Below are 21,504 nucleotides of genomic sequence, written 5' to 3' on the forward strand. Positions count from 1 at the left end.
GCTGTGCGGACCGTGCCCCGGCCGGTGATCATGGCCCCGCCAAACGATTTGGTGGAGCACCGGGGGGACCGTGTACTGTTGTCGAAGTCGCCGCGGGAAACCGGGCGGCGAAAGCAAGGGGCTATAGCTCAGTTGGTAGAGCGCCTGCATGGCATGCAGGAGGTCAGGAGTTCAATTCTCCTTAGCTCCACGTCACGAAGATCCCGTCCGATCGATCCGATCGGACGGGATCTTCGCGTTTCAGCCGAATCCCGCGCCGGCCGTCAGCGGCGCCCGCGTGAACGGCGCCCGTCCAGCTCCAGCGCCACCGGCGTGGCGACGAAGACCGAGGAGTACGTGCCGACGGCGAGGCCGATGAGGAGGGCCAGTGCGAAGTCGGTGAGCGAGGAGCCGCCGAGCACCGCGAGGGCCGTGAGGATGAAGGCCGCGCCCATGCCCGTGTTCACGGTCCGGGGCAGGGTCTGCAGGATCGCCCGGTTCGCCAGTGCGGGCAGCGGAGCCTTCGGGGACGCGCGGACCAGTTCCCGCAGCCGGTCGAAGAGCACCACCGAGTCGTTGACCGAGTAGCCGATCACCGTGAGCAGCGCCGCCACGAACGTGCCGTCGACCGGCTTCCCCAGCCAGGCGAACACCCCGACGAGGATCACCACGTCGTGCGCGAGGGCCGCGACGGCGGATGTGCCCCACTGCCGGCGGAACCGCGCCGCCAGATAGACGAGTTGCGCACCCAGTGCGACGGCGAGCGCGATCAGGGCACCCTGGCGCAGTTCCTGGCCGAGGCTCGGGCCGATCAGTTCGTCGCGCACCTTGTCCGCCCCGTCGGCGGCCTCCCGTACGGCGGCCGTGACCTCGTCCGCCTCCGTGTCGGTCAGGGTGCCGGCGCGCACGGTGAGACCCGAGTCGCCGGAGACCTGCACGACCGTGTGCGGGAACCCGGCGTCCGCGAGCGAGGCGCGGACGCGGTCGGCGTCGGCCGGTCCTTCGGTCGCGTACGCGATGAGGCGGCCGCCCGTGAACTCCACCCCCAGCTCGACGCCCCGCACCACGAGACCCGCACTCGCCAGGACGAGCAGGACGGCGGAGCCCGCCAGCCAGCGGCGTGGGCGGCGCATCAGCTGCGGGTCGCGGCGCGTGATCCGGTCGCGCACCGCGCCCGTGGTCGCGAGGCCGCTGAGGCGGGGGCGCCGGCGGACGAGCGGGGTGGCCGCCGCGTACTCGGCGAGAACCCGCGTGATCACCAGGGCGCTGAACATCGAGGCGAGCACACCGACGGCGAGAGTGACGCCGAAGCCCTTCACGGGGCCCGAGGCGAGGAAGAAGAGCAGGGCGGCCGCGATCAGGGTGGTGACGTTGGAGTCGGTGATCGCGCTGAGCGCCTTGCGGAACCCGGCGGAGAGGGCCGAGCGCGGGGTGGGGCGGCGGCGGGCCGCGTACTCCTCGCGGGCCCGCTCGAAGACGAGCACGTTGGCGTCCACGGCCATCCCGATCGCCAGGACGAAGCCGGCGAGGCCCGGCAGGGTCAGGGTGGCGCCGAGGGCCGCCAGCGCGGCGTAGGAGACAAGTCCGTAGCAGGCCAGGGCCGTTGTCGCCAGGGCGCCCAGGAGCCGGTAGACGACCGTGAGGAAGACCGCGGTCAGCGCGGTGCCGATGACGGCCGCCCACGCGCTGGCCGTGATCGCCTCCGCGCCGAGGGTCGCACCGACCGTGCGCTGTTCGACGGTCTCGACGGGGACGGGCAGGGCGCCCCCGTTGACGAGCAGCGCGAGCTCACGGGCCTCGTCCGCGGCGAAGGAGCCGGTGATCTGCGTGGAGCCGCCGGGGATGCCCTTGCCGCAGGTGACGGACGGGTCGACCTGGGGTGAGGAGATCACCTTGCCGTCGAGGACGATCGCGACCCGGCGCTGCGGATCCCCGGCCGGGTGGCAGGCGGCCGCACCCGTCAGCCGGGACCAGCCGGTCGTGCCGGCGCCCGCGAAGTCGACCGTGACCAGCCAGCCGCCGGTGCCCTGCTGGTCGATCAGGGCCTCGGCCTCCTTCACCTGCTCGCCGGTGAGTTGAGCGCCGCCGAGGCGCAGCGGCGTGCCGTCCTCGTCGGGCAGGACGCGTTCCTTGGGCCGCTTCGGCAGCGGGCGGGCGGTGTCGTCGGGGCCGTCGGCGGTGCCGAGCACGGGGTGGAACGTGAGCTGGGCGGTGCGGCCGAGCACCTCGGCGGCCTGCTTCGGGTCCTGGACGCCCGGCAGTTCGACGATGATCCGCCGCTCGCCGGAGCGGACGAGCGTGGGTTCGGCCACGCCGAGCGCGTCGATCCGGCCGCGCAGCACCTCCAGGGTGCGGTCGGTGGCCTCGGGGCCCGCTTCGGTGTCCGGGGTCGAGCGGGTCTCCAGGACGATCTGGGTGCCGCCGCGCAGATCGAGTCCGAGGCGGACGGGGGTGGTGACGGCGATGTACAGGGACATGGCGAGCACGGCGAGGGCGAGCAGCGCCCTGGCGCGCAGGGCGCGGCGGGGTGTCGGGGTTCTGCGCTGCTTGCCGCGCGGACGGCGTTCGGCGCTCTCGCGGATCTCGGGTTGCGTGAACGGTGGGTCGTCCACGGCGTCGTGGCGGTTCAACGGGGCCTCCGGCGGGCGCACCTCGGCGGGACTCGGCGCACGGCGGCGCGAGCCCGGTGGGGTGCTGTGGGGTGCTCTGGATTGGGGGTGTCAGGTGCCGGAGGGCACCGGAGGCGCTCGCCCCCGGTCCGCGCGCGGGGCGTGCGGGTCCGGGCACGGGAGGGCTGCGGCCGGTGTGGTGAGCCGGAAGGGCCGGGGTGCGGGGAGCGCGGTGTGCCTGCCGCCCGCGGTGAAGTGGCCGCGGGAGGGCGGAGGTTCACCGGGGGACTCGTGGCGTGCCGCGGCCCGGATCCCGCACTCGGGGTCGGCGACGCAGGCGTCGGCGGCGTGGGGGGTGGTGGGGGGTGGGGCCTGGGCCGCCACGGTTGTACGGGTGTCGGTGGGGCCTGCCGTTGTCGTTGTCGCTGCCGCTGTAGCTGTCGCTGTCGTGGAGAGCGGTCCGAGGGCGGTGAGCAGCGCCAGGAGGAGAGCGGTCAGGAGCGGGAGGACAGCGTGAGGCGCGGATCGTGGCGTGGCGCCGGCGACGCGGGGACCGGGGGTCGTACGCGTGATGGTGTGCATGTCCCGCCCCCCTTCCGGTGAGTCGTGCCGATCGATGCCGTATGCGATCCGTGATCCGCGCGAGGGTCAGGCCTCGATCAGGCCCACCCGGATCGCGTACCGCGTCAGTTCCAGGCGGTCGCGCAGGCCGAGCTTCTGCAGCAGGTTGCCGCGGTGGCGCTGGACGGTCTTGATGCTGATGAAGAGCAGATCGGCGATCTCCTTCGAGGAGTGCCCCTCGGCCACGAGCTTGAGCACCTCCTCCTCGCGCGGGGTGAGGATCTGGTCCGGGGCCTCGTTGCCGCGGCGCGCGTGGTCGAGGTAGTTGCGGATCAGGGCCGTGACCGCGCCCGGGTACAGGAACGGCTCGTCGCGCATCGCGGCCCGGCAGGCGGCGACGAGGTCCCGGTCGGCCACCGACTTCAGGACGTACCCGCTGGCGCCGGCCTTGAGGGCCTGGAAGAAGTACTGCTCGTTGTCGTGCATCGTGAGCATCAGGACCCGCAGCCCCGGCTTGAGCGCCGTCAGCTCCCGTACCGCCTGCAGACCCGTCAGACGCGGCATCGCGATGTCGAGGACGGCCAGGTCGAGGTCGGTGGTGCGGGCGAGCTCGATCGCCTCGGCGCCGTCACCGGCCTCGGCGACCACTTCGAGGTCGGGCTCCTGGTCGAGGATGAGCCGCACCCCGCGCCGTACCAGCGCGTGGTCGTCGGCGAGCAGGATGCGGATGGTGCGCACGTCCGCCCTCGCGGGCGGGGTCAGATCGGACATGGTCAGGGCTGCTTCCTGGAAACGGGGGTGCTGAGCCGGACCCGGGTCCCGGTGCCGGGCGCGGGGGTGATGTCGAGGCGGCCCGCGATCAGCAGGGCCCGCTCGCGCATACCGCGGATGCCGGCGCCTTCGCGCGGGACCTTGATGCCGGTGCCGTCGTCGGTGACGGTCAGGACGACGCTGTCGCCCACGTGCTCCAGGGCGACCGTGACCTCGCGGGCGTCCGCGTGCCGGGCCGCGTTGGTGAGCGACTCCTGGGCGACGCGGTACAGGACCAGCTCGGTCTCCGGGGCGAGGGCGGGCAGCGCGCCGTGGCCCGTGCCGAACCGGCGCGTGATCCGCAGCCCGGTGTGCAGGGCGAAGTCCTCGGTGAGCGAGGTCATCGCGCTGACGAGTCCCAGGTCGTCCAGGACACCGGGACGCAGCCGCCGCACCAGGCGCCGTACCTCGTCGAGGCTGTCGCGGGTGAACTCCTGCGCCTCGTGGAGCTCCTTGCGCAGCGGGTCGGGAGCCACGTCCGCGGAGCGCTTGAGCACCAGCAGGACCGCAGTCATCGTCTGACCGATCTCGTCGTGCAGTTCCTGCGCGATACGGCGGCGTTCGTTCTCCTGCGCGAGCAGTGCCCGCGCGCTGCTGGCGGCCCGCTCCTGCTCCAGGCGTTCCAGCATCGCGTTGAACGAGCGGATCACCTCGGCGACCTCACCGCCGCCGGCCGCGGGCAGCCGCTGGCCGGGGCGCAGCAGGTCCACGGTGGTCATCAGGCGCGTGAGGCGGCCCAGCGGGGCCAGCCCGAGCCGCAGGAGCGCGGCGTTGGCGACCAGCATCACGCCGAGCCCGGCCACGAGGATCACCGCCTCGGTGAGCAGCACCGGGACGGAGACGGTCACCGGGGCCCACAGCAGCAGGGCCGTCGCGGTGCCGAGCACGACGGCGTTCAGGGCGAAGATCCGCCAGAACAAGGACAGCGCCACCGCCCCCACGCCTTTCCTTCTCGCTTCCTGTCACTTTGCAGCCCAGCACGTTCCTGACGCGGGGGTACGACGTGAGCCTACGGCCAGCGTGGACCGCTCCCCGGGGCCCGTCGATGGGCTCCATGCCCCATTTCCCGGGGTACGCGAGACCCATGGCGCCTGGGTATGGAGCCTGCGGCCCAGCGTAAATGGGGCCCGGGACCGATAGGTATCCGCGGGCCGCCCGGCCAGGGTTGGGTCCATCGGCTCACCCCCTCACGTCCGTCGCAGACGTCAGGTCACGTCCTTCAGAAAGGGACAGGTCATGTCGCTCGATACCCCCCGCGCCGCGGCGCCGTCGCCCGATACCCCGCGCACCGAGGCGCAGCTGGTCGAGGCGCGGCGGCGGCTCGACCACGCCCGCGGCTCGCGGCTCGCGCAGCTGCAGGCGCTGACCGAGATGGAACAGACAGCGGGCGACCGGCTGCAGTCCGAGCAGATCGAGGCGATGCGGCGCTCGTTGAAGGAGATCGACGAGGCCTTCGCTCGGATCGGGAACGGGACGTACGGAACGTGCCTGGACTGCGCCAGGCCGATCCCCGCGGAGCGCCTGGAGATCCTCCCGTACAGCCGCCTCTGCGTCGCCTGCCAGCGACGGGCCGGGTGACCGCCGTGGCCGTACGCCCTCCTCGTCCCGCCGAATGCCCTCGGTGTGCCGCCGTACGCAGCCGCATCCGGCCGCGTACCGGCCGGCCTTCGTACCGACCGTCCGACGCCCTGCCTTGAGGGGTGAAGTGGTGAACCAGCAGATCATCCACCGGGCCACGGCCCGCCTCGCCGCCGACGACCTCGCGCGGCTGCGCGAGAACCTCCTGGAGCAGCGGCTGTTCCGCCGCGAGCAACTGCGGCAGCTCGCCGGGCCGTTCGCCTCCCGCAGCGACGAAGGGCGGCAGGAGACGGCCGGGCAGGCGGAGGTGCATGTCCGGCTCGCCGCGTCCGCGCGCATGGTCCTCGCCGATGTCGAGGCCGCCCTGGCGCGCATGGACGACGGCACGTACGGTGCCTGCCACCTGTGCGGGCGCGGGATCGACCGGGACCGCCTCGCGATCGTGCCGCAGGCCCGCTACTGCGGGCGCTGCCAGCGGGTCGGGAGGGCGGCTTCGTGAGCGGCCGCAGCCGGTCCGGGGGCGGGCCGTATACGGGAACCGCCGGGGGAACCACCGCGGGAACCACCGCGAGGCCGGACGCGGCAACCACCGCCGGGCCGTACGCGGCTTCGGACGCCGCGTCGCACCGGAACTGGCCCGCGTGCCCCACCTGCTTCGGCATCGCGCTCGACCCCGGCAGCGCGCGCACCCGCGCCTGGCTCTCCGGAACGGGTGCGGTGCTCGACGTACCCACCGTCGCCGGTGCCGCGCAGCCGGTCCGGCGCGGCACCATCGTCGACCCGCCCGCGTGCGCCCGGATGCTGGAGCAGGTCCTGACGCCGCGGGTGCCGCGCGGCGTACGCCCGATGGTCATCGTCACGACCCCGGTCCTGGACGGTGTCGCCTTCCGCGCCCACATCCGCACCGCCCTCGACGTGCTGCGGCCGCGCAGCGTCCTGACGGTGCCCGCAGCGCGGGCCGTCGCCGTGGCCGCGGGCGCCGACCTGTCCCGGCCGCTGATGGTCGTGGACCTCGGCGCGCAGCTCACGGAGGCGGTCCTGCTCGGCGACGGCGCGATCGTCGACGCCCGCCGTACGCCCCTGGGCACCGGGGACCTGGACGCCGCCACCCCGCCCGGGCGGATCGCCGAGGCGGTGGCCGAGATGCTGACCGCGATGCTCCGCCAGGACCGCAGCCCGCTCACGCTCGACGCGCTGCACCGCGGTGTCCTCCTGGCCGGCGGCGGCGCCCTGCGCCCCGAGATCATCCGCCCGTTCGACGGCCTTCTGCACGCGCCGCCGAGGGTGGTCCCGGCCCCGCACACCGCGGCCGTACGGGGCGCGGCGCAGCTCCTGGCGTCCGCGCACGCGCATCCCTGTGTCGCGGGACCCCTTCGCGCGGGAGCGCATCCGCACTAGGGCGCGGCTCCGCTGTACCCGTACGCCCGCCGATGCCCGCCCTCTGCCCTCCCTCCCCACATCCGTAAGGAGGACGACCCATGCCCGCCCACATCCCGCCACCCCCGACGTCCCGTGAGCCGGGGCGCCTGCGGAGGTGGTGGCGGCGGCTCGGCGGTGCGGGTGGCGTGGGCAGCGCGTGCGGCAAGCGCGGTAACCCCCTGCGCCGCCGCAGCGACCGGGTGCAGGCGTGGATCGGGTCGGCCCTGGTGCTGGCCGCGGCGGCGGTCACCCCGTCCGCCGTGCTCCTGGCGGCGGACACCGCGCACGACCACTACACGCGGACCGCGCGGATCCAGGCCATGGGCGGCCGGTACACCACCGCCGTCCTCGTCGAGGACGCGCGACGCCATCCCGAACCCGGCTCCGCCGAGGCCGAACACGCCCGCTACCCGGTCGCGGTCCGCTTCACCGACCCCCAGGGCCGCACCCGTACGGCCACGGCCGAGGTGCCGCCGGGGCGGCCCGAGGGCAGCACCGTCCGCGTCTGGACCGCCGCGGACGGAACACTCACCGCACACCCCTTGAACGCCGCCGAGATCCGCAGCCGCTCCCTGGGCTGGGCGATCATCGCCGCCCTCGCCGTCCCGCTCACCGCGGCCGCCGCGTACGGCCTCGTGCGCCGCGGCATCCGACGCCGCAACCTCCGGGCATGGGAGGCAGCCTGGGCGGAGACGGCGCCGCGGTGGAGCATCTCGCCGTAGGACGGCCCCAGCCGGGGTTTGCCAACAGCCTCTCAGTCGGAGCTGATCTTCCCGCGGCGCAACCGGAGCGTACGGTCCGAGCGCGACGCCAGCTGCTGGGAGTGCGTGACGACCACGACGCACTTGTTCTGCTCGTGGGCCAGTTCGCGGAAGATACGGATGATGCCCTCGGCGGTGTCCTCGTCGAGGTTGCCGGTCGGTTCGTCCGCGAAGAGGAGGTCCACGTCGCAGGCGAGCGCGCGGGCGATGGCGACGCGCTGCTGCTGGCCGCCGGAGAGCTGCAGGACCTTGCGGGTGGCGTGCTGCCGGTCGATCCCGAGGCGCTCCAGGATCTCCAGGGCACGCGCCTTCTTGTGGCGGGTGCGTACGCCGGTGATCTCCATGGCGGTGGTGACGTTCTGCACCGCGTTCATATAGGTGAGCAGGTTGTACTGCTGGAAGATCGTGGCCGCGTGCCGGTTGCGGTAGCGGCCCAGGCCGATGGACGTCAGGTCCACGCCGTCGAAGGCGATCCGGCCCGTGGTGGGCGCGTCGAGGCCGGAGGCCAGCGACAGGAGCGTGGTCTTCCCGCTGCCGGAGGGGCCCAGGATCGTGTAGAAGACGCCGCGTTCGAAGCGGTAGTCGATCTGCTTGAGCACCGTCGTGCGGCGGCGCTGCCCGGTGTACGTATGGCCGATCCCGGTGAGTTCCAGGGCGGGCGGGGTGGTCGCGGTCATGGTCACTTGCCCTTCGACAGGATGGAGCGGGGAGAGAGCCGCAGAACGGAGGCGGCGGGCAGAGCGGTGGCGAGCAGACCGATGGCGAGGCCGATGCCCGCGACGGTGGCGAGGGCGCCGTCGTCGAGCCGTACGGTGATCCGGTCGATCGGGTCGGCGCCCGCGACGGGCTCGTCGCCGGGTTCGATGCCCTGGTCGAGGCCGGTGGAGCCGGGCGGCGGCGGCTTCCAGGAGTCCAGCTTCTGCTGCGCCGCGCTCGCCTCGTCCCGTACGAGCGCGTTACCGGCCCGCTCGGTCAGACTCTGCGCGAACAGCGAGCTGAGGCCGATCGCCAGCACCGCCACCACGAGGGTCTCCGCCGCCTGTTGCGCGATCAGCTTCCCCTTGCGCTCACCGAGCGAGAGCAGCACACCGAACTCGGTACGGCGCTGCTTGACCGCGAGCGTCGCGAGCAGGGCGAGGACCGCGGCGCCCGCGACGCCGATCAGCCACATCGCGGCGGTCGCCGTGCCGGAGACCGAGGAGAGCGGGCCGGTCATCTGGCGCAGCGCCTTGTCGTTGATGCCGAGCTCGAAGCCCTTGAACGCGGCACCCGCCGCGTCTTCCGCCTCCTTCTCGAACTGCTCGTACGTGGCGGGGTCCTTGAGCCGGAACGTGGCCGAGCCGACCGTCGTGCTCTTCTCGCCGTTCAGGGCCGCGAGGGCGCCCGGGGTGACGAACAGGCGGTTGCCCGGGTCGAGTTGGAACTCGGGGTCGGGCTCGGACGACGGGTCGCGGTAGATCCCCTGGACGGTGAACTCGGCGGTCCGCCTGCCCTCGGGGTCGTTCTCGCCGAGCGTGATCGTGTCGCCGGCCTTGAGCTTGTTCTTGCGGGCCAGACGTTCCTCGATGAGGACGGCCTTCTTGTTCTCGTCCGCCGCGGTGACCGGCTTCCCTGACAGGAGCTTCCACTTGCCGCTCGCGAAGTCCGGATGCAACGAGGAGTCCCGTACACCGAACGCCAGCGTGGAGGTCGGTACTTCGGGATACAGCGGGGTGCCGGGCAGCTTCAGGCCGCCTTGCAATGACGTGCCGTTGAACGATTGGTACGTGTACTTCTCGACCAGTGGCGACCGGCCGATCCGGTCGATGACCTCCGTACCTATGCGAGGTGCCTGGAGCTGTCCGGACGACGCGAGCGCGTCCATGTCGACGCCGAGGGTGACCTCCGCGCCGATCTTCCGCTGCGCGGCCTCCGCGGCCCGGGCGGTGGCGTCCTTGATGAGCACGCCCGCGAGCACCATCACGGAGATGACGACGAAGGCGCCGAAGGTGGTGAGGGTTCTCGTCCTGCGGGACCACAGGCTCAGGGCCGCGCGTTTGAGGAAGTTGAGGGAGTTGAGGGAGTTCACAGGGGGTTCTCCGGGCTAGTCGGTGTCGGTGAGGATCGAGCGGGGGTGCAGGCGGAGGATGCCGAGGCCGGGGACCGCCGTGGCCACCAGCGCGATGCCGAGCCCGAGCGCGGCGGTCCGGCCGAGGTCGGCTGCCCGGAGGTGCAGCTCGGCGGGTGGCAGCAGCGCGTTCGCCGTATGGCCCGGCAGATACGTCGATACGGGTCCGGCGAGCGCGGTCCCGGCCAGTGCGGCGAGCGCGAGCGCGGGAAGGGCGACCGCGACGGCCTCGACCGTGTGCTGGCCGACGAGCTTCCACTTCTTCTCGCCCAGGGACAGGAGCATCCCCAGCTCGTCGCGGCGTTCGCGGATCGTGAGCGAGACGATCAGGCCGAGGATCACCGTGCCCGCGCCGGCGATCAGCCGGACCAGCGCACCGGCGAAGGCACCGACGCGTCGCAGCGGCTGGACCTGGTCGCGGTACGCCTTGTCGTTGACGTCGAAACGGAAGCCGGCGTCGCCCAGGAGCCGCCGGGCCGCCGCGTGCAGCCGTTCGGACTGCTCGGGCGAGCCCAGCTTGAAGACGGCCTCGTCGAGCGGACCGTCCAGGTGCAGGGTGCCGAGCGGGGCGTAGATCTGGTTGGCCGCGATCTCGGACGGCTCGACCCACGCGTCGGGGATACGGGCCCGGTCGTCGCGGTAGACGCCGACGACGTCGTACGCCCCGCGCTGCTTTCCGTCCGGTGAGGTCAGGGTGAGGCGGTCGCCGGTGGACAGGCCGTTCAGCTCGGCCAGTTGCTCACTGATCAGCACCACCTTGCGGCCGGTGTCCCTCGGTGTGAGCGGCCGTCCGTCGACGACCTTGCTGTGGCCGGTGGCGAAGTCGAGCAGCATCTCGGAGTCCCGCAGCCCGACAAGCCGCGGCCCGTCCCGCTGCGGACGGCTGTCCGGCGGGCGCGGTGCGCCGGACTCGACGAGCCTGCGGTCCGGCAGACGCGCGCCGCCCCGCAGCAGCGGGTTGTGGCGCTGGACGCCCGGGGTGCGGGCCAGCCGTTCGGCCTGCGCGGCGGTCAGACCGTCCGCGCGCACGGTGGCGTCGACCCCGATCAGCCGCTGCGCCGCCGCCTCCTGCCGGGCCATGGCGCCCTGCAGCAGAAACCCGCCGAGCAGCAGCACACACACGACGAGAAAGACCCCGAGCATCAGCACGGTCTTCCCTTTGCGGGCCACCAGACTGAGCCCGGCCCGTTTCACGAAGTTCATGGCCCCGAGCAGACCAGGGGCGGGTTTGCAGGGGCGTAAGCGGTGTTACGGAGGGATAAGGGCGGGCTGAATGGCCCAGCCGCTTATATCTCTGCAACGTCCCCCTTGCTTGCATGAGCACATGAGGGTTCTCGTGGCCGAAGATCATCGTGTGCTCGCCCGTACGATCGCGGCCGGGCTGCGGCGGCAGGCCATGGCCGTGGATGTTGCCGGGTCCGGTGACGAGGCCGAGCGGATGTGTCTGCTGACCGAGTACGACGTCCTCGTACTCGACCGGGACCTGCCGGTGATGACCGGGGACGAGGTCTGCCGGAAGCTGCGGGAGCTCGTCGACCCGCCGCGCATCCTCATGCTGACCTCGGCGGCCGCCCTGGAGGACAAGGTGTACGGGCTCGAACGGCTCGGCGCCGACGACTACTTGGCCAAGCCCTTCGACTTCGCCGAGCTGGTCGCCCGGATCCGCGCCCTCGGCCGCCGCGTCCCCAAACCGCCGCCGGACGTGCTGCGGCACGCGGGCATCACCCTCGACCGCGACCGGCGCGAGGTGACCGCGCGCGGGCGGACCGTGGAGCTGACCCCCAAGGAGTTCGCCGTGCTGCAACTCCTCATGGAGGCGGGCGGCGACGCGGTGGCGCACGACGAGCTCGTACGGACCGTCTGGGACGAGCACCTCGACCCGCGCACCACCGCGGTCCGCGCCACCATCAGCCGGCTGCGCGGCAAGCTCGGCGACCCCGGTCTGATCCTCACCGACACCGGACAGGGCTACCGGCTGTGCGGCTGACCCGCGGACCGTTCCGGCACCTGACCCTGCGCCGCCTCCCCTTCCGCGCGCGGCTCGCCGTCGCCTTCGGCGGCCTGTTCCTCCTGGCCGGGATCGCGCTCCTGGCCTTCGTGGTGCTGCTCGCCCGGTACGGCACCGCGCAGAAGGTGCAGGGCATGGAGATCCTGCCGATGGACGGCCCGGTCACCGGCCGGCCGCGGCCGACGGATCAGGGGGCCACGACGGCGCCCTGGGGCCCGGCCACCGGTGACGGCATCGCGATCCGCAAGACCGAGCAGACCGTCCAGGCCGTGCAGGACGCCGCACTCCAGCAGATGCTGCTGTGGTCGGCGGTCGGTCTGCTCGTCATGGCGCTGCTCGCGGGCCTGCTCGGCTGGTGGCTGGCCGGGCGTGCGCTGCGGCCGATCACCGCGATGACCGAGTCCGCCCGCCGGATCAGCGACCAGAACCTGCACGAACGGCTCGCCCTGACCGGCCCCGACGACGAACTGCACCGCCTCGCCGACACCTTCGACACCATGCTGGACCGCCTGGAGAAGGCCTTCGACAGTCAGCGCCGCTTCGTCGCCAACGCCTCGCACGAGCTGCGCACCCCGCTCGCCGTGCAGCGCACGAGCCTCGAAGTAGGTCTCGCCGACCCGCTCCCGGAGGGTCTGGAGGAGGTACGGGACGATCTGCTCGCCGCCAACCGGGACGCGGAGAAGCTGATCGCGGCCCTGCTCCTGCTCGCCCGCAGCGACCGCGGCCTGGAGGACACCGCACCCGTCGACCTCGCGGACCTCGCCCGGCAGGCGGCCGCCGAACTGGCCGCCCCCGCGCGCGAGAAGAACATCACCGTGACGGTCACGGGCCCGCCGCTCGTCGTGCCCGGCGACCCGGTGCTGCTGCGCCACCTCCTCACCAACCTGCTCGGCAACGCGATCCGCTACAACCACGCGGGCGGCAGTGTGGACGTCACGCTCGACGGCCGGTCGCTGACCGTCGCCAACACCGGTCCGCAGGTACCCGCGGACCGCGTGGACGACCTCTTCGAACCGTTCCGGCGCCTGGCCCAGGACCGGATGACCCACACGAGCGGTCACGGCCTCGGTCTCTCCATCGTCCGCTCGATCGCCGACGCCCACGGCGCGCGGACCGAGGCGTCGGCGCGCGCCGGGGGCGGTCTCCGGATCGCTGTCGTGTTCGAGGGCTGAGGCTTCGTTCGCGGTACGGGCCTCGGGTTGCCCGGACTCAACTCCAGCCGCTCTCCAACGCTCTGCGCCCCGGAGCACTGGGAAGAGCAGCACGCGGGGACGGTGGTGAGGCGGGCCGTGCCTCGGAGCGTTCCAGGCGCAGCGCCAGCGCGGGGCAGCGGCGGACCGCGCGCTGGGCGCGGCCGCGCAGGGCCAGCGGGACGCCCGCGTCGGCGACCGTGGGGAAGCCGTCGGGGCCGAGCGTGATCAGCTCGGGGACGACGTCCGCGCACAGGCCGTGGCCCTGGCACAACGTCCAGTCCACGACGAGCCGTTCACCGCTCGGTGTTCCGGCGTCGACCTGGCCGGGGCGCGGCAGCGGCAGCACGCCGCGGGTCTCGCGGCCGCAGCCGCCGCTCAGGACGTGCATCGCGAGGTCGTCCTTGAACGCCGAGAGCGTGGACGCGATGAAGCGCGCCGAACCGTCCGGGTGCTTGCACGCCCCGCGGCCCTTCACCGCGCGGGTGATCTCCCGCAGCGCTTCGAGCGCCGCGGGACCGCCGCCGTTGAGGACGTCCGCGAGTCCGCCGGCCGCCGCGGGCAGGCCGAGCCGGCACGGACCGCACTGGCCCGAGCTCTCGTCCGCCAGCCACTGCGCGACTCTGAGCCCTTCGCCGAGCGCGCACGTCTCCGGCCCGATCGGCAGCACCGCACCCGCACCGAGCGCCCCGCCGAGCGCTTCGAGGGACGCGCGCGAGACCACCGCGTCATGCGCGGCGATCGCGTCGAGCCAGCTGCCGTGGTAGCCGCCGGTCAGCACGCCCTGGGGGAGCGGTGGCGCCCCGGCCAGCTGCAGCACGTACCGCAGCGGGACACCGGTCGGCACCTCGATGACCATGGGACGCGCGACGGCGCCGGACAGCGTCAGGAGTACGGTGCCGGGCTCGTCGTACAGGCCCGTGCCGCGGTAGCGCGACGGGCCGATGCGGGCGGCGACCGCGAGCTGGGCGAAGGTCTCGGCGTTGGACAGGAGCGTCGGCGCGCCGCCGACCCCGGACTCCGCGGCCCGTACCTTGCGGCCCGGCGGCAGCGCCGGCCCGCCGTCCGCGGACCGGACCAGGGCCGAGGCCTCGCCGGTGACCATGCGTTCCGGATTGCGCTGCACGCGGGCGCGCAGGGCGGAGCCGCGGCGGTTGGACAGGCCGCGCTCCGCCAGCGCGGTGGTCATCGACGCCTCGGTCGAGTCGCGGGTCACGCCCACGACGAGCGTGCGGGCGCCGAGCGCCTCGGCGGCGAGCAGGGCGCCGTCGAGGATCAGATGCGGCGCGCGGTTGATCAGGACGGTGTCCTTGCGGCAGGCCGGTTCGTCCTCGCTGCCGTTGACGACGACGACCGGACGGACGCCCCGCCGGATCGCCGCGTCGGCGACGGCCCGCAGCTTGCGGGCGAACGGGAAGCCAGCGCCGCCGCGCCCGCGCAGCACCACGTCGTCGGCGAGCTGCGCGAGCCGCTCGCCGCCCATCGGTTCCAGCGGCCCGTGCACCTTCAGATGCATCGCAAGATCGAGCCGCTCCACGAGGTCGAACCCCGAGGTGAGCTGCGGCAGTCCGACGACCCGCACCTCGGGCACGTCGGGCAGGGGTGCGCTCAACGACGGCCCCCCGTCGACGGCGCACCGGGTGCGGACCACGGCTCACCCGCGGAGGGCGCCTCGAAGGGGCTCGCGACAGGGTTCGGAACGGGGCTCGCGAGCGGGCTCACCACCGGGCCCGTGACCGGGCTCGCGAACGTCTCGGTCGGCGCCTCGTGCAGCGGCGTCCGGTCCGCGCCCGTGTCGTACGGAGAGATCGGGCCCACGCCGGTGTCGTACGGAGAGATCGGGCCCACGCCGTACGGCGGCATCGAGCCCGTGTCGTAGGGGTCACTGGTCACGTAGAAGGGTGCCTCGCTGCTCGGGACGGGGGTGGGGACGGAGGGTGCGGTCACCTCGGTGTCGTAAGCGGGGATCGGGCCCGTGCCGTACGAGCCGGGGACGGGCTCGCCGTTCACGACGGGCTGGGGCCCGGTCCCGTACTGCGGCGCGGCGACGGGCGGACGGGCCGCCTCGCCGGGCGGCGGCGGGGACGGAGTGGGCCAGCGGCCGCCGTGCTCCTCGGGGAACTCCGGGAGCCCGGTGTCCCGGAACGCGGTGTCCGGGAGCGGGACGGGGCGCGCGCCGGGCGCCGTGGAGACCGCGCGGTACGCGGCCGCCATGCTGTCACCGGCCCGGGACCGCTCCTCGCCGAGGAGCGACTCCTCCGCGTACCTGCGGGGTTCCTCCGCCGCCACGCGTTGCGGCCCCTCGTACGCGGGAGGCAACCGTCGTGGCTGGGAGGGGAGTTGAGGGCGGGAAGCCGCGGGTTCGGCGGACGGCGGCAGCGCGTCCATGCCGGGCAGCGGGCCTTCTCTGCGCGGTGTCCCGACGGGTTCACCGCGCACGGGTGCTGTCTGCGCGTCGAGGAGGGCGAGGACGCGTGCAGCGACCTTGCGCTTGACCGGCAGCGGCGCCGCGCGCAGCGCGAGCGCGCCGGTGACGCCGGCCAGGCACAGGCAGTACAGCGCCAGGACCCACGGCTTGGGTGCACGGCCTGCGTACAGGCCGTGCACCAGGGCCGCGCACCACGCGGGGTAGGCCAGCATGTGCAGGGCGCGCCAGCGTCCGGCGATTCTGGCGGGGGAGGCGAAGGAGCTGCGCAGCACGCCCGTGACACCGGTGGTGATCATCAGCAGTCCGGCGAGCGAGCCGAAGCCGATCAGACCGTCCGTGCCGGTCACGCCGAGGCCGAACGGGATCAGGGCGCCGACCGCGGACACATGGCCGAGCACCAGCTTCACGGTGCCGTGCAGCAGCAGGAAGCCGAGCGCGGCCATGGCGGTCGCCCGGTGCACGCCCTGTGCGATCAGCCGCTGCCGGGGCGAGAGGAAGAGCCGGTCGGAGGCGACCAGGCCCCACGCGATGCTGCAGGTCAGGGAGACGAGGCTGAGCACGCCGGTGGTGAAGTCGAGCGCGGCACGGAATCCGTCGCTGCCGACGACCACGACGAGGGGTATCAGGAGCAGTGCGGCGCCGGAAAACGCTCCACGCATATGGGGGGTGAGAGGGTTCATGGGGATGACTCCGAACGGTTCGAAAGCGAGTCCCGCTGCCGCATGCTAGGTCGCCTCATACCGGGTGGTACGAGGTTTGAGTTATTAGGTTGTTATCTAGTGGCGAGGGTCTCGTCCCGCTGTCCTGATAGAGACCGGTACGCCGAGTAACCACGTCGTCCGGAAGCCCGGTGCGGGCGCCACGGGCCCTGCGGTACCCTGACGCCATGCGTGCCGTACGCCTTCTGCTTAGCGAGCCGCGCTGATCAGTACCGGCCACTGACGATTCGTGGACCGGCATCAGCGCGGCGTCCCCTCCTGTGCGAGGGGTTTTTTCATTTCGGCTGTACGTCGCAGCCGAAGCCAGATGAAACCGCTGCAGAGACGATCGATGGAGCCCTAAGGATCATGAGCGAGACGAATTCGGCTGCCGAAGTCGCAGCCCCGCACCGCTACACCGCGGCCATGGCCGCGGACATCGAGGCGCGCTGGCAGGACTTCTGGGATGCGAACGGCACGTACGAGGCGCCCAACCCCAAGGGTGAACTGGCCGGCGACGCCGAGATCGCCGCGCGGCCCGAGAAGTTCATCATGGACATGTTCCCGTACCCCTCGGGTGCGGGCCTGCACGTCGGTCACCCGCTGGGCTACATCGCGACCGACGTCTACGCCCGGTACCACCGCATGACCGGGTTCAACGTGTTGCACACCCTGGGCTTCGACGCCTTCGGCCTGCCCGCCGAGCAGCACGCCGTCGCCACCGGCACGCACCCGCGGGTGTCCACCGAAGCGGCCATGGAGAACATGAAGTCCCAGCTGCGCCGGCTGGGCCTGGGCCACGACAAGCGCCGCTCGATCGCCACGATCGACCCGGACTACTACAAGTGGACCCAGTGGATCTTCCTGCAGATCTTCAACTCCTGGTACGACACGGAGGCCGGCAAGGCCCGGCCGATCGCCGAGCTGGTCGCGCAGTTCGAGGCCGGCACGCGCGCCGTGCCCGGCACCGACCGCGCGTGGGGTGAGCTGAGCGCCGCCGAGCGCGCCGACGTCCTGAGCGGCTTCCGCCTGGCCTACGCCTCCGACGCGCCCGTCAACTGGTGCCCGGGCCTGGGCACCGTCCTGGCCAACGAAGAGGTCACCGCCGACGGCCGCTCCGAGCGCGGCAACTTCCCGGTGTTCAAGGCCAAGCTGCGCCAGTGGAACATGCGGATCACCGCGTACGCGGACCGGCTGATCGACGACCTGGACCAGCTGGACTGGCCCGAGGCGATCAAGCTGCAGCAGCGCAACTGGATCGGCCGCTCCGAGGGCGCGCGCGTCGACTTCCCGATCGACGGCGAGCGCATCACCGTCTTCACCACGCGCCCCGACACCCTGTTCGGCGCCACCTACATGGTGCTGGCCCCCGAGCACCCGCTGGTCGAGAAGTTCACGCCGGCCGCCTGGCCCGAGGGCACCCACGACGTGTGGACCGGCGGCCACGCCACGCCCGCCGAGGCCGTCGCCGCGTACCGCAAGCAGGCCGCGTCCAAGTCCGACGTCGAGCGGCAGGCCGAGGCCAAGGACAAGACCGGTGTCTTCATCGGCGCCTACGCGACCAACCCGGTCAACGGCGAGCAGGTCCCCGTCTTCATCGCCGACTATGTCCTGATGGGCTACGGCACCGGCGCGATCATGGCCGTACCGGCCGGTGACCAGCGCGACTTCGAGTTCGCCCGCGCCTTCGAGCTGCCCATCCAGTGCATCGTCGAGCCCACCGACGGCCGCGGCACGGACACCTCCACGTGGGAGGACGCGTTCGGCTCGTACGAGGCGAAGATCATCAACTCCTCGAACGACGAGATCTCGCTGGACGGCCTGGGCGTCGTCGAGGCCAAGGCGAAGATCACCGAGTGGATGGAGAGCAAGGGGGTCGGCGAGGGCACCGTCAACTTCCGGCTGCGCGACTGGCTGTTCAGCCGCCAGCGCTACTGGGGCGAGCCCTTCCCGATCGTCTACGACGAGGACGGCATCGCCCACCCGCTGCCCGAGTCGATGCTGCCCCTGGAGCTGCCCGAGGTCGAGGACTACTCGCCGCGCACCTTCGACCCGGACGACGCCGACACCTCCCCGGAGACGCCGCTGTCGCGCAACGAGGAGTGGGTCAACGTCCAGCTGGACCTGGGCGACGGCGCCGGTGTGAAGACGTACCGCCGCGAGACCAACACCATGCCCAACTGGGCCGGTTCGTGCTGGTACGAGATGCGCTACCTGGACCCGCACAACAGCGAGCAGCTGGTCGACCCCGACGTCGAGCGCTACTGGATGGGCCCGCGCGACACGAAGCCGCACGGCGGCGTGGACCTGTACGTGGGCGGCCAGGAGCACGCCGTCCTGCACCTGCTGTACGCGCGGTTCTGGTCCAAGGTCCTGTTCGACCTGGGCCACGTCTCGGCCGCCGAGCCGTTCCACCGGCTGTTCAACCAGGGCATGATCCAGGCGTACGTGTACCGCGACGACCGCGGTTTCCCGGTGCCGGCCACCGAGGTCGAGGAGCGCGACGGCGCCTTCTACTACGAGGGCGAGCAGGTCAAGCGCGAGCTGGGCAAGATGGGCAAGTCCCTGAAGAACTCGGTGACTCCGGAAGACATCTGCGCCGAATACGGTGCGGACACCCTGCGCCTGTACGAGATGGCGATGGGCCCCCTGGACGTCTCGCGCCCCTGGGACACGCGTGCCGTCGTCGGCCAGTTCCGGCTGCTGCAGCGCCTGTGGCGCAATGTGGTCGACGAGGACACGGGCGCCGTGACCGTCGTGGACACCGAGCCGGACGAGGCCACGCTGCGCGCCCTGCACAAGGCCATCGACGGGGTCCGCCAGGACCTGGAGGGCCTGCGCTTCAACACCGCGATCGCCAAGATCACGGAGCTGAACAACCACCTGACGAAGACCGGCGCGCCCGTCTCGCGTTCCGTGGCGGACCAGCTGGTGCGCATGGTCGCGCCGCTGGCCCCGCACGTCGGCGAGGAGCTGTGGCGCAAGCTGGGCCACGACGCCTCCGTCGTGTACGCCGAGTTCCCGGTCGCCGACCCCGCGTACGTGGTCGACGAGACGGTGACCTGCGTCGTCCAGATCAAGGGCAAGGTCAAGGCGCGCCTGGAGGTCGCCCCGTCGATCTCCGACAGCGAGCTGGAGACGCTGGCGCTGGCGGACGAGAAGGTCGTGGCCGCGCTGGGCGGTGCCGGGATCCGCAAGGTGATCGTGCGGGCGCCGAAGCTGGTGAACATCGTTCCGGCGTGATTGATCCGGATTTCCTCCGGTTTTAGGGATATCCCCTACGGGCAGGTTGGGGGTTCTGCGGAACCCTCGGCCTGCCCTCGGGCGTTTACGGTGGGAAGTAGCCCCATCCGTTGCGTCGTCCCGCTGCTTAGGAGCCCCTCATGGGTGAAGTACTTGCCGTACTGGCGGTGCTCTTCGTGCTGTTCGTGGCGCTGGGCGTGTTCGTCACGGTCAAGGTCGTGAAGGCCGCCAAGCGCGGAGTGGACCGCACGATCACGCAGGCCCGGCGACAGGTCGAGGACACCCAGCTCCGGGCGCGTACCTTCGCGCAGATCGGCCCGGCGGGCGAGCTCGCCCAGCTCCGGCTCAAGCTGCGCACCTCGATGCGCGCCACGCAGGATGCGCTGCAGGCGGCGGTCGGCGAGGACGCGTCGCTGCAGGAATCGGTCGGCCTCTTCGAGCGCCTCAGCGTCCACGGCTGGGAGCTCGACGCGGACCTCAAGCGCCTGGAGCGCGAGCCGGACAAGGCGCGACTGTCCGCCCAGCTCCCGGAGTTGCGCGAGCGCACGGGACGGATCACCGAGGCGGCGGACTCCCTGCGCTTCGCGGCGCAGGACCGCGCGCGCAAGTTCGCCGACGACGACTTCGAGGCGCTGCGGACGCAGATCGATGTGGAGTCGGGGGCGCTTCGGCACTGGGATCGTGGGGAGACGGAGGGCTCGGCGGCTCCGGCCGCTTCGGTCCCGTCACCCGCGGCGGGTGAGCCCACACCCACACCCACACCCACACCCACACCCACACCCACACCCACACCCACACCCGCCCCGGCGCCGCGGGCGTGGCCCGAGCCGACGCTGGTCGACGGCCTGGGCGACGCGTCCGAGCAGACCTGGCCGGACCGGGCCGGCGAGGGCGACGGCGGCCCGCAGGCGATCGAGCCCCCGGCACCACAGCCCACGTACCCCTGGCAGAAGCAGCCCCACTCAGCCCGTCCGGCGTTTGAGGACGAGCGCCCTTAAGGCGCAATCAGCCCTGCGGCGCTTGAGCAGATCCGAACGAAGTCCGGATGCGGGGTGCAAGGGCGAAGCCCTCGCGGTCCCACCGACCCTGGGGGCGCCCACTCACACCCCGCCAGGTAATCTCCAGCTCATGTCCCGCCATGTCGCGATCGTCACGGATTCAACGGCCTACCTGCCGCCCCCGGCGATGGAACGGCACGGCATCACGGCGGTCCCGCTGACCGTCGTCCTCGGCGACCAGGCCCTCGAAGAGGGCACGGAGATCTCCGCCCGCTCCCTGGCCCAGGCCCTGCAGAAGCGCCGCCCGGTCACGACCTCGCGCCCGAGCCCGGAGACGTTCGCGCAGACGTACCGCAAGGTCGCCGCGAGCGGAGCGCAGGGCATCGTCTCGCTGCACCTGTCCTCCGAGTTCTCCGGTACGTACGACGCGGCCGTCGTCGCCGCGAAGGACGCGCCCGTGCCCGTACGCGTCGTGGACACCGGCATGGTCGCGATGGCGCTGGGCTTCTGCGCGCTGTCGGCGGCGGAGGCGGCCGAGGCGGGCGGCACGCTCGACGAGGCGGTGGCCGCCGCGCAGAAACGCGCCGCGGCCACGTCGGCCTACTTCTACGTCGACACGCTCGACTACCTGCGCCGCGGCGGCCGCATCGGCGCCGCCCAGGCACTGCTCGGCTCGGCGCTCGCGGTCAAGCCGCTGCTCCAACTCGACGGCGGACGGATCGAGTTGCTCGAGAAGGTACGGACGGCGTCCAAGGCCATCGCGCGCCTGGAGGAGATCGCCGCGGACCGCGCGGGCGCCGCACACGTGGACCTCGCGGTGCACCACCTCGCCGCCCCCGAACGGGCGGCGGCACTGGCCGAGCGGCTGCGGACGCGGTTGCCCGGGCTCGGGGAGCTGCATGTCAGTGAGGTGGGGGCCGTGATCGGGGCGCATACGGGGCCCGGGTTGCTGGGTGTGGTGATTTCGGCTCGGTGAGCCGGGTCTGGTCCGGCTCGGCGTTGGCCGCCGTCGCGGTCACCCACATGGGTGGCGGAGTTTTCCACAACCGGTGGGTTGTCCACGGGAATTGAGCAAGATCCACTTGTGGTGGCGGCGATGCCTACGGTCGTCGGCA

General features: G+C 72.5%; 17 protein-coding genes and 1 tRNA gene. 10 read left to right on the top strand and 8 right to left on the bottom strand.

The window, feature by feature from the left end; translation table 11 throughout:
* Positions 1-117: 117 nt before the first annotated feature.
* Positions 118-190, top strand: a tRNA-Ala gene (locus tag ACIBI4_RS26040).
* A 73-nt stretch (positions 191-263) separates the two neighbouring features.
* Here ACIBI4_RS26040 and secD read toward each other — a convergent pair.
* From secD to ACIBI4_RS26055, 3 genes are all read right to left on the bottom strand, one after another.
* Positions 264-2,456: a protein translocase subunit SecD gene (gene secD / locus ACIBI4_RS26045; protein WP_399206643.1), complete on the bottom strand. Its 2,193-nt coding sequence runs from the start codon at positions 2,454-2,456 to the stop codon at positions 264-266.
* A 780-nt stretch (positions 2,457-3,236) separates the two neighbouring features.
* The gene (locus ACIBI4_RS26050) at positions 3,237-3,920 is read right to left on the bottom strand and encodes a response regulator (RefSeq protein WP_399206464.1); all 684 of its coding nucleotides are present in this window, start codon (positions 3,918-3,920) and stop codon (positions 3,237-3,239) included.
* Between the two features lie 2 nt (positions 3,921-3,922).
* Positions 3,923-4,885, bottom strand: a complete 963-nt coding sequence (locus tag ACIBI4_RS26055; RefSeq protein WP_399206644.1) for a sensor histidine kinase — start codon at positions 4,883-4,885, stop codon at positions 3,923-3,925.
* 310 nt (positions 4,886-5,195) lie between these two features.
* Between ACIBI4_RS26055 and ACIBI4_RS26060 the strand changes: the two genes are divergently transcribed.
* From ACIBI4_RS26060 to ACIBI4_RS26075, 4 genes are all read left to right on the top strand, one after another.
* Positions 5,196-5,537: a TraR/DksA C4-type zinc finger protein gene (locus tag ACIBI4_RS26060; protein ID WP_399206465.1), complete on the top strand. Its 342-nt coding sequence runs from the start codon at positions 5,196-5,198 to the stop codon at positions 5,535-5,537.
* Positions 5,538-5,664: 127 nt separating this feature from the next.
* Positions 5,665-6,036 carry a TraR/DksA family transcriptional regulator gene (locus ACIBI4_RS26065; protein WP_399206466.1) on the top strand — a complete coding sequence of 124 codons (372 nt, stop codon included), beginning with the start codon at positions 5,665-5,667 and terminating at the stop codon, positions 6,034-6,036.
* 161 nt (positions 6,037-6,197) lie between these two features.
* Positions 6,198-6,935 carry a rod shape-determining protein gene (locus tag ACIBI4_RS26070; RefSeq protein ID WP_399206645.1) on the top strand — a complete coding sequence of 246 codons (738 nt, stop codon included), beginning with the start codon at positions 6,198-6,200 and terminating at the stop codon, positions 6,933-6,935.
* 80 nt (positions 6,936-7,015) lie between these two features.
* Positions 7,016-7,678, top strand: coding sequence for a hypothetical protein (locus ACIBI4_RS26075; RefSeq protein WP_399206467.1), 663 nt, complete (start codon positions 7,016-7,018; stop codon positions 7,676-7,678).
* A gap of 32 nt (positions 7,679-7,710) precedes the next feature.
* Here ACIBI4_RS26075 and ACIBI4_RS26080 read toward each other — a convergent pair whose 3' ends face one another.
* From ACIBI4_RS26080 to ACIBI4_RS26090, 3 genes are read right to left on the bottom strand one after another with little or no spacing between them, the layout of a single operon-like run.
* Positions 7,711-8,394: an ABC transporter ATP-binding protein gene (locus ACIBI4_RS26080; protein WP_399206468.1), complete on the bottom strand. Its 684-nt coding sequence runs from the start codon at positions 8,392-8,394 to the stop codon at positions 7,711-7,713.
* Between the two features lie 2 nt (positions 8,395-8,396).
* Complete coding sequence (locus ACIBI4_RS26085) at positions 8,397-9,785, bottom strand: ABC transporter permease (RefSeq protein ID WP_399206469.1); 1,389 nt, start codon at positions 9,783-9,785, stop codon at positions 8,397-8,399.
* A 15-nt stretch (positions 9,786-9,800) separates the two neighbouring features.
* Positions 9,801-11,027, bottom strand: coding sequence for an ABC transporter permease (locus tag ACIBI4_RS26090; RefSeq protein WP_399206470.1), 1,227 nt, complete (start codon positions 11,025-11,027; stop codon positions 9,801-9,803).
* A 121-nt stretch (positions 11,028-11,148) separates the two neighbouring features.
* Between ACIBI4_RS26090 and ACIBI4_RS26095 the strand changes: the two genes are divergently transcribed.
* On the top strand, positions 11,149-11,811 hold the full coding sequence (locus ACIBI4_RS26095) for a response regulator transcription factor (RefSeq protein ID WP_399206471.1): 663 nt from the start codon (positions 11,149-11,151) through the stop codon (positions 11,809-11,811).
* A complete protein-coding gene (locus ACIBI4_RS26100; protein ID WP_399206472.1) occupies positions 11,802-13,004 on the top strand; it encodes a sensor histidine kinase in 1,203 nt (400 codons plus the stop codon). Before ACIBI4_RS26095 ends, ACIBI4_RS26100 begins: the two co-directional genes overlap by 10 nt.
* 37 nt (positions 13,005-13,041) lie before the next feature.
* Here ACIBI4_RS26100 and ACIBI4_RS26105 read toward each other — a convergent pair whose 3' ends face one another.
* Together ACIBI4_RS26105 and ACIBI4_RS26110 are read right to left on the bottom strand one after the other, a co-directional pair.
* A complete protein-coding gene (locus ACIBI4_RS26105) occupies positions 13,042-14,634 on the bottom strand; it encodes an NADH-ubiquinone oxidoreductase-F iron-sulfur binding region domain-containing protein (protein ID WP_399206473.1) in 1,593 nt (530 codons plus the stop codon).
* Positions 14,631-16,130 carry a hypothetical protein gene (locus tag ACIBI4_RS26110; protein ID WP_399206474.1) on the bottom strand — a complete coding sequence of 500 codons (1,500 nt, stop codon included), beginning with the start codon at positions 16,128-16,130 and terminating at the stop codon, positions 14,631-14,633. The genes ACIBI4_RS26105 and ACIBI4_RS26110 overlap by 4 nt, the downstream gene beginning before the upstream one ends.
* Before the next feature lie 387 nt (positions 16,131-16,517).
* Between ACIBI4_RS26110 and leuS the strand changes: the two genes are divergently transcribed.
* The 3 genes from leuS (at position 16,518) to ACIBI4_RS26125 (ending at position 21,365) form a co-directional block, all read left to right on the top strand.
* The gene (leuS, locus tag ACIBI4_RS26115) at positions 16,518-19,391 is read left to right on the top strand and encodes a leucine--tRNA ligase (RefSeq protein ID WP_399206475.1); all 2,874 of its coding nucleotides are present in this window, start codon (positions 16,518-16,520) and stop codon (positions 19,389-19,391) included.
* Positions 19,392-19,531: 140 nt separating this feature from the next.
* Positions 19,532-20,389 carry a hypothetical protein gene (locus ACIBI4_RS26120; protein ID WP_399206476.1) on the top strand — a complete coding sequence of 286 codons (858 nt, stop codon included), beginning with the start codon at positions 19,532-19,534 and terminating at the stop codon, positions 20,387-20,389.
* Positions 20,390-20,519: 130 nt separating this feature from the next.
* Entirely contained in the window at positions 20,520-21,365 is an 846-nt protein-coding gene (locus tag ACIBI4_RS26125) for a DegV family protein (protein ID WP_399206478.1), read from the top strand.
* Positions 21,366-21,504: the final 139 nt, after the last annotated feature.

The organism is Streptomyces sp. NPDC050418, from assembly GCF_044458745.1.
Classification (GTDB): Bacteria; Actinomycetota; Actinomycetes; order Streptomycetales; family Streptomycetaceae; genus Streptomyces.

What these genes read in the sequence shown, in the direction of transcription:
- secD (WP_399206643.1), bottom strand. Translation starts at nt 2,456, where the DNA reads ATGTCCCTGTACATCGCCGTCACCACCCCCGTCCGCCTCGGACTCGAT.
- ACIBI4_RS26050 (WP_399206464.1), bottom strand. Translation starts at nt 3,920, where the DNA reads ATGTCCGATCTGACCCCGCCCGCGAGGGCGGACGTGCGCACCATCCGC.
- ACIBI4_RS26060 (WP_399206465.1), top strand. Translation starts at nt 5,196, where the DNA reads ATGTCGCTCGATACCCCCCGCGCCGCGGCGCCGTCGCCCGATACCCCG.
- ACIBI4_RS26075 (WP_399206467.1), top strand. Translation starts at nt 7,016, where the DNA reads ATGCCCGCCCACATCCCGCCACCCCCGACGTCCCGTGAGCCGGGGCGC.
- ACIBI4_RS26080 (WP_399206468.1), bottom strand. Translation starts at nt 8,394, where the DNA reads ATGACCGCGACCACCCCGCCCGCCCTGGAACTCACCGGGATCGGCCAT.
- ACIBI4_RS26090 (WP_399206470.1), bottom strand. Translation starts at nt 11,027, where the DNA reads ATGAACTTCGTGAAACGGGCCGGGCTCAGTCTGGTGGCCCGCAAAGGG.
- ACIBI4_RS26095 (WP_399206471.1), top strand. Translation starts at nt 11,149, where the DNA reads ATGAGGGTTCTCGTGGCCGAAGATCATCGTGTGCTCGCCCGTACGATC.
- ACIBI4_RS26110 (WP_399206474.1), bottom strand. Translation starts at nt 16,130, where the DNA reads ATGAACCCTCTCACCCCCCATATGCGTGGAGCGTTTTCCGGCGCCGCA.
- leuS (WP_399206475.1), top strand. Translation starts at nt 16,518, where the DNA reads ATGAGCGAGACGAATTCGGCTGCCGAAGTCGCAGCCCCGCACCGCTAC.
- ACIBI4_RS26120 (WP_399206476.1), top strand. Translation starts at nt 19,532, where the DNA reads ATGGGTGAAGTACTTGCCGTACTGGCGGTGCTCTTCGTGCTGTTCGTG.
- ACIBI4_RS26125 (WP_399206478.1), top strand. Translation starts at nt 20,520, where the DNA reads ATGTCCCGCCATGTCGCGATCGTCACGGATTCAACGGCCTACCTGCCG.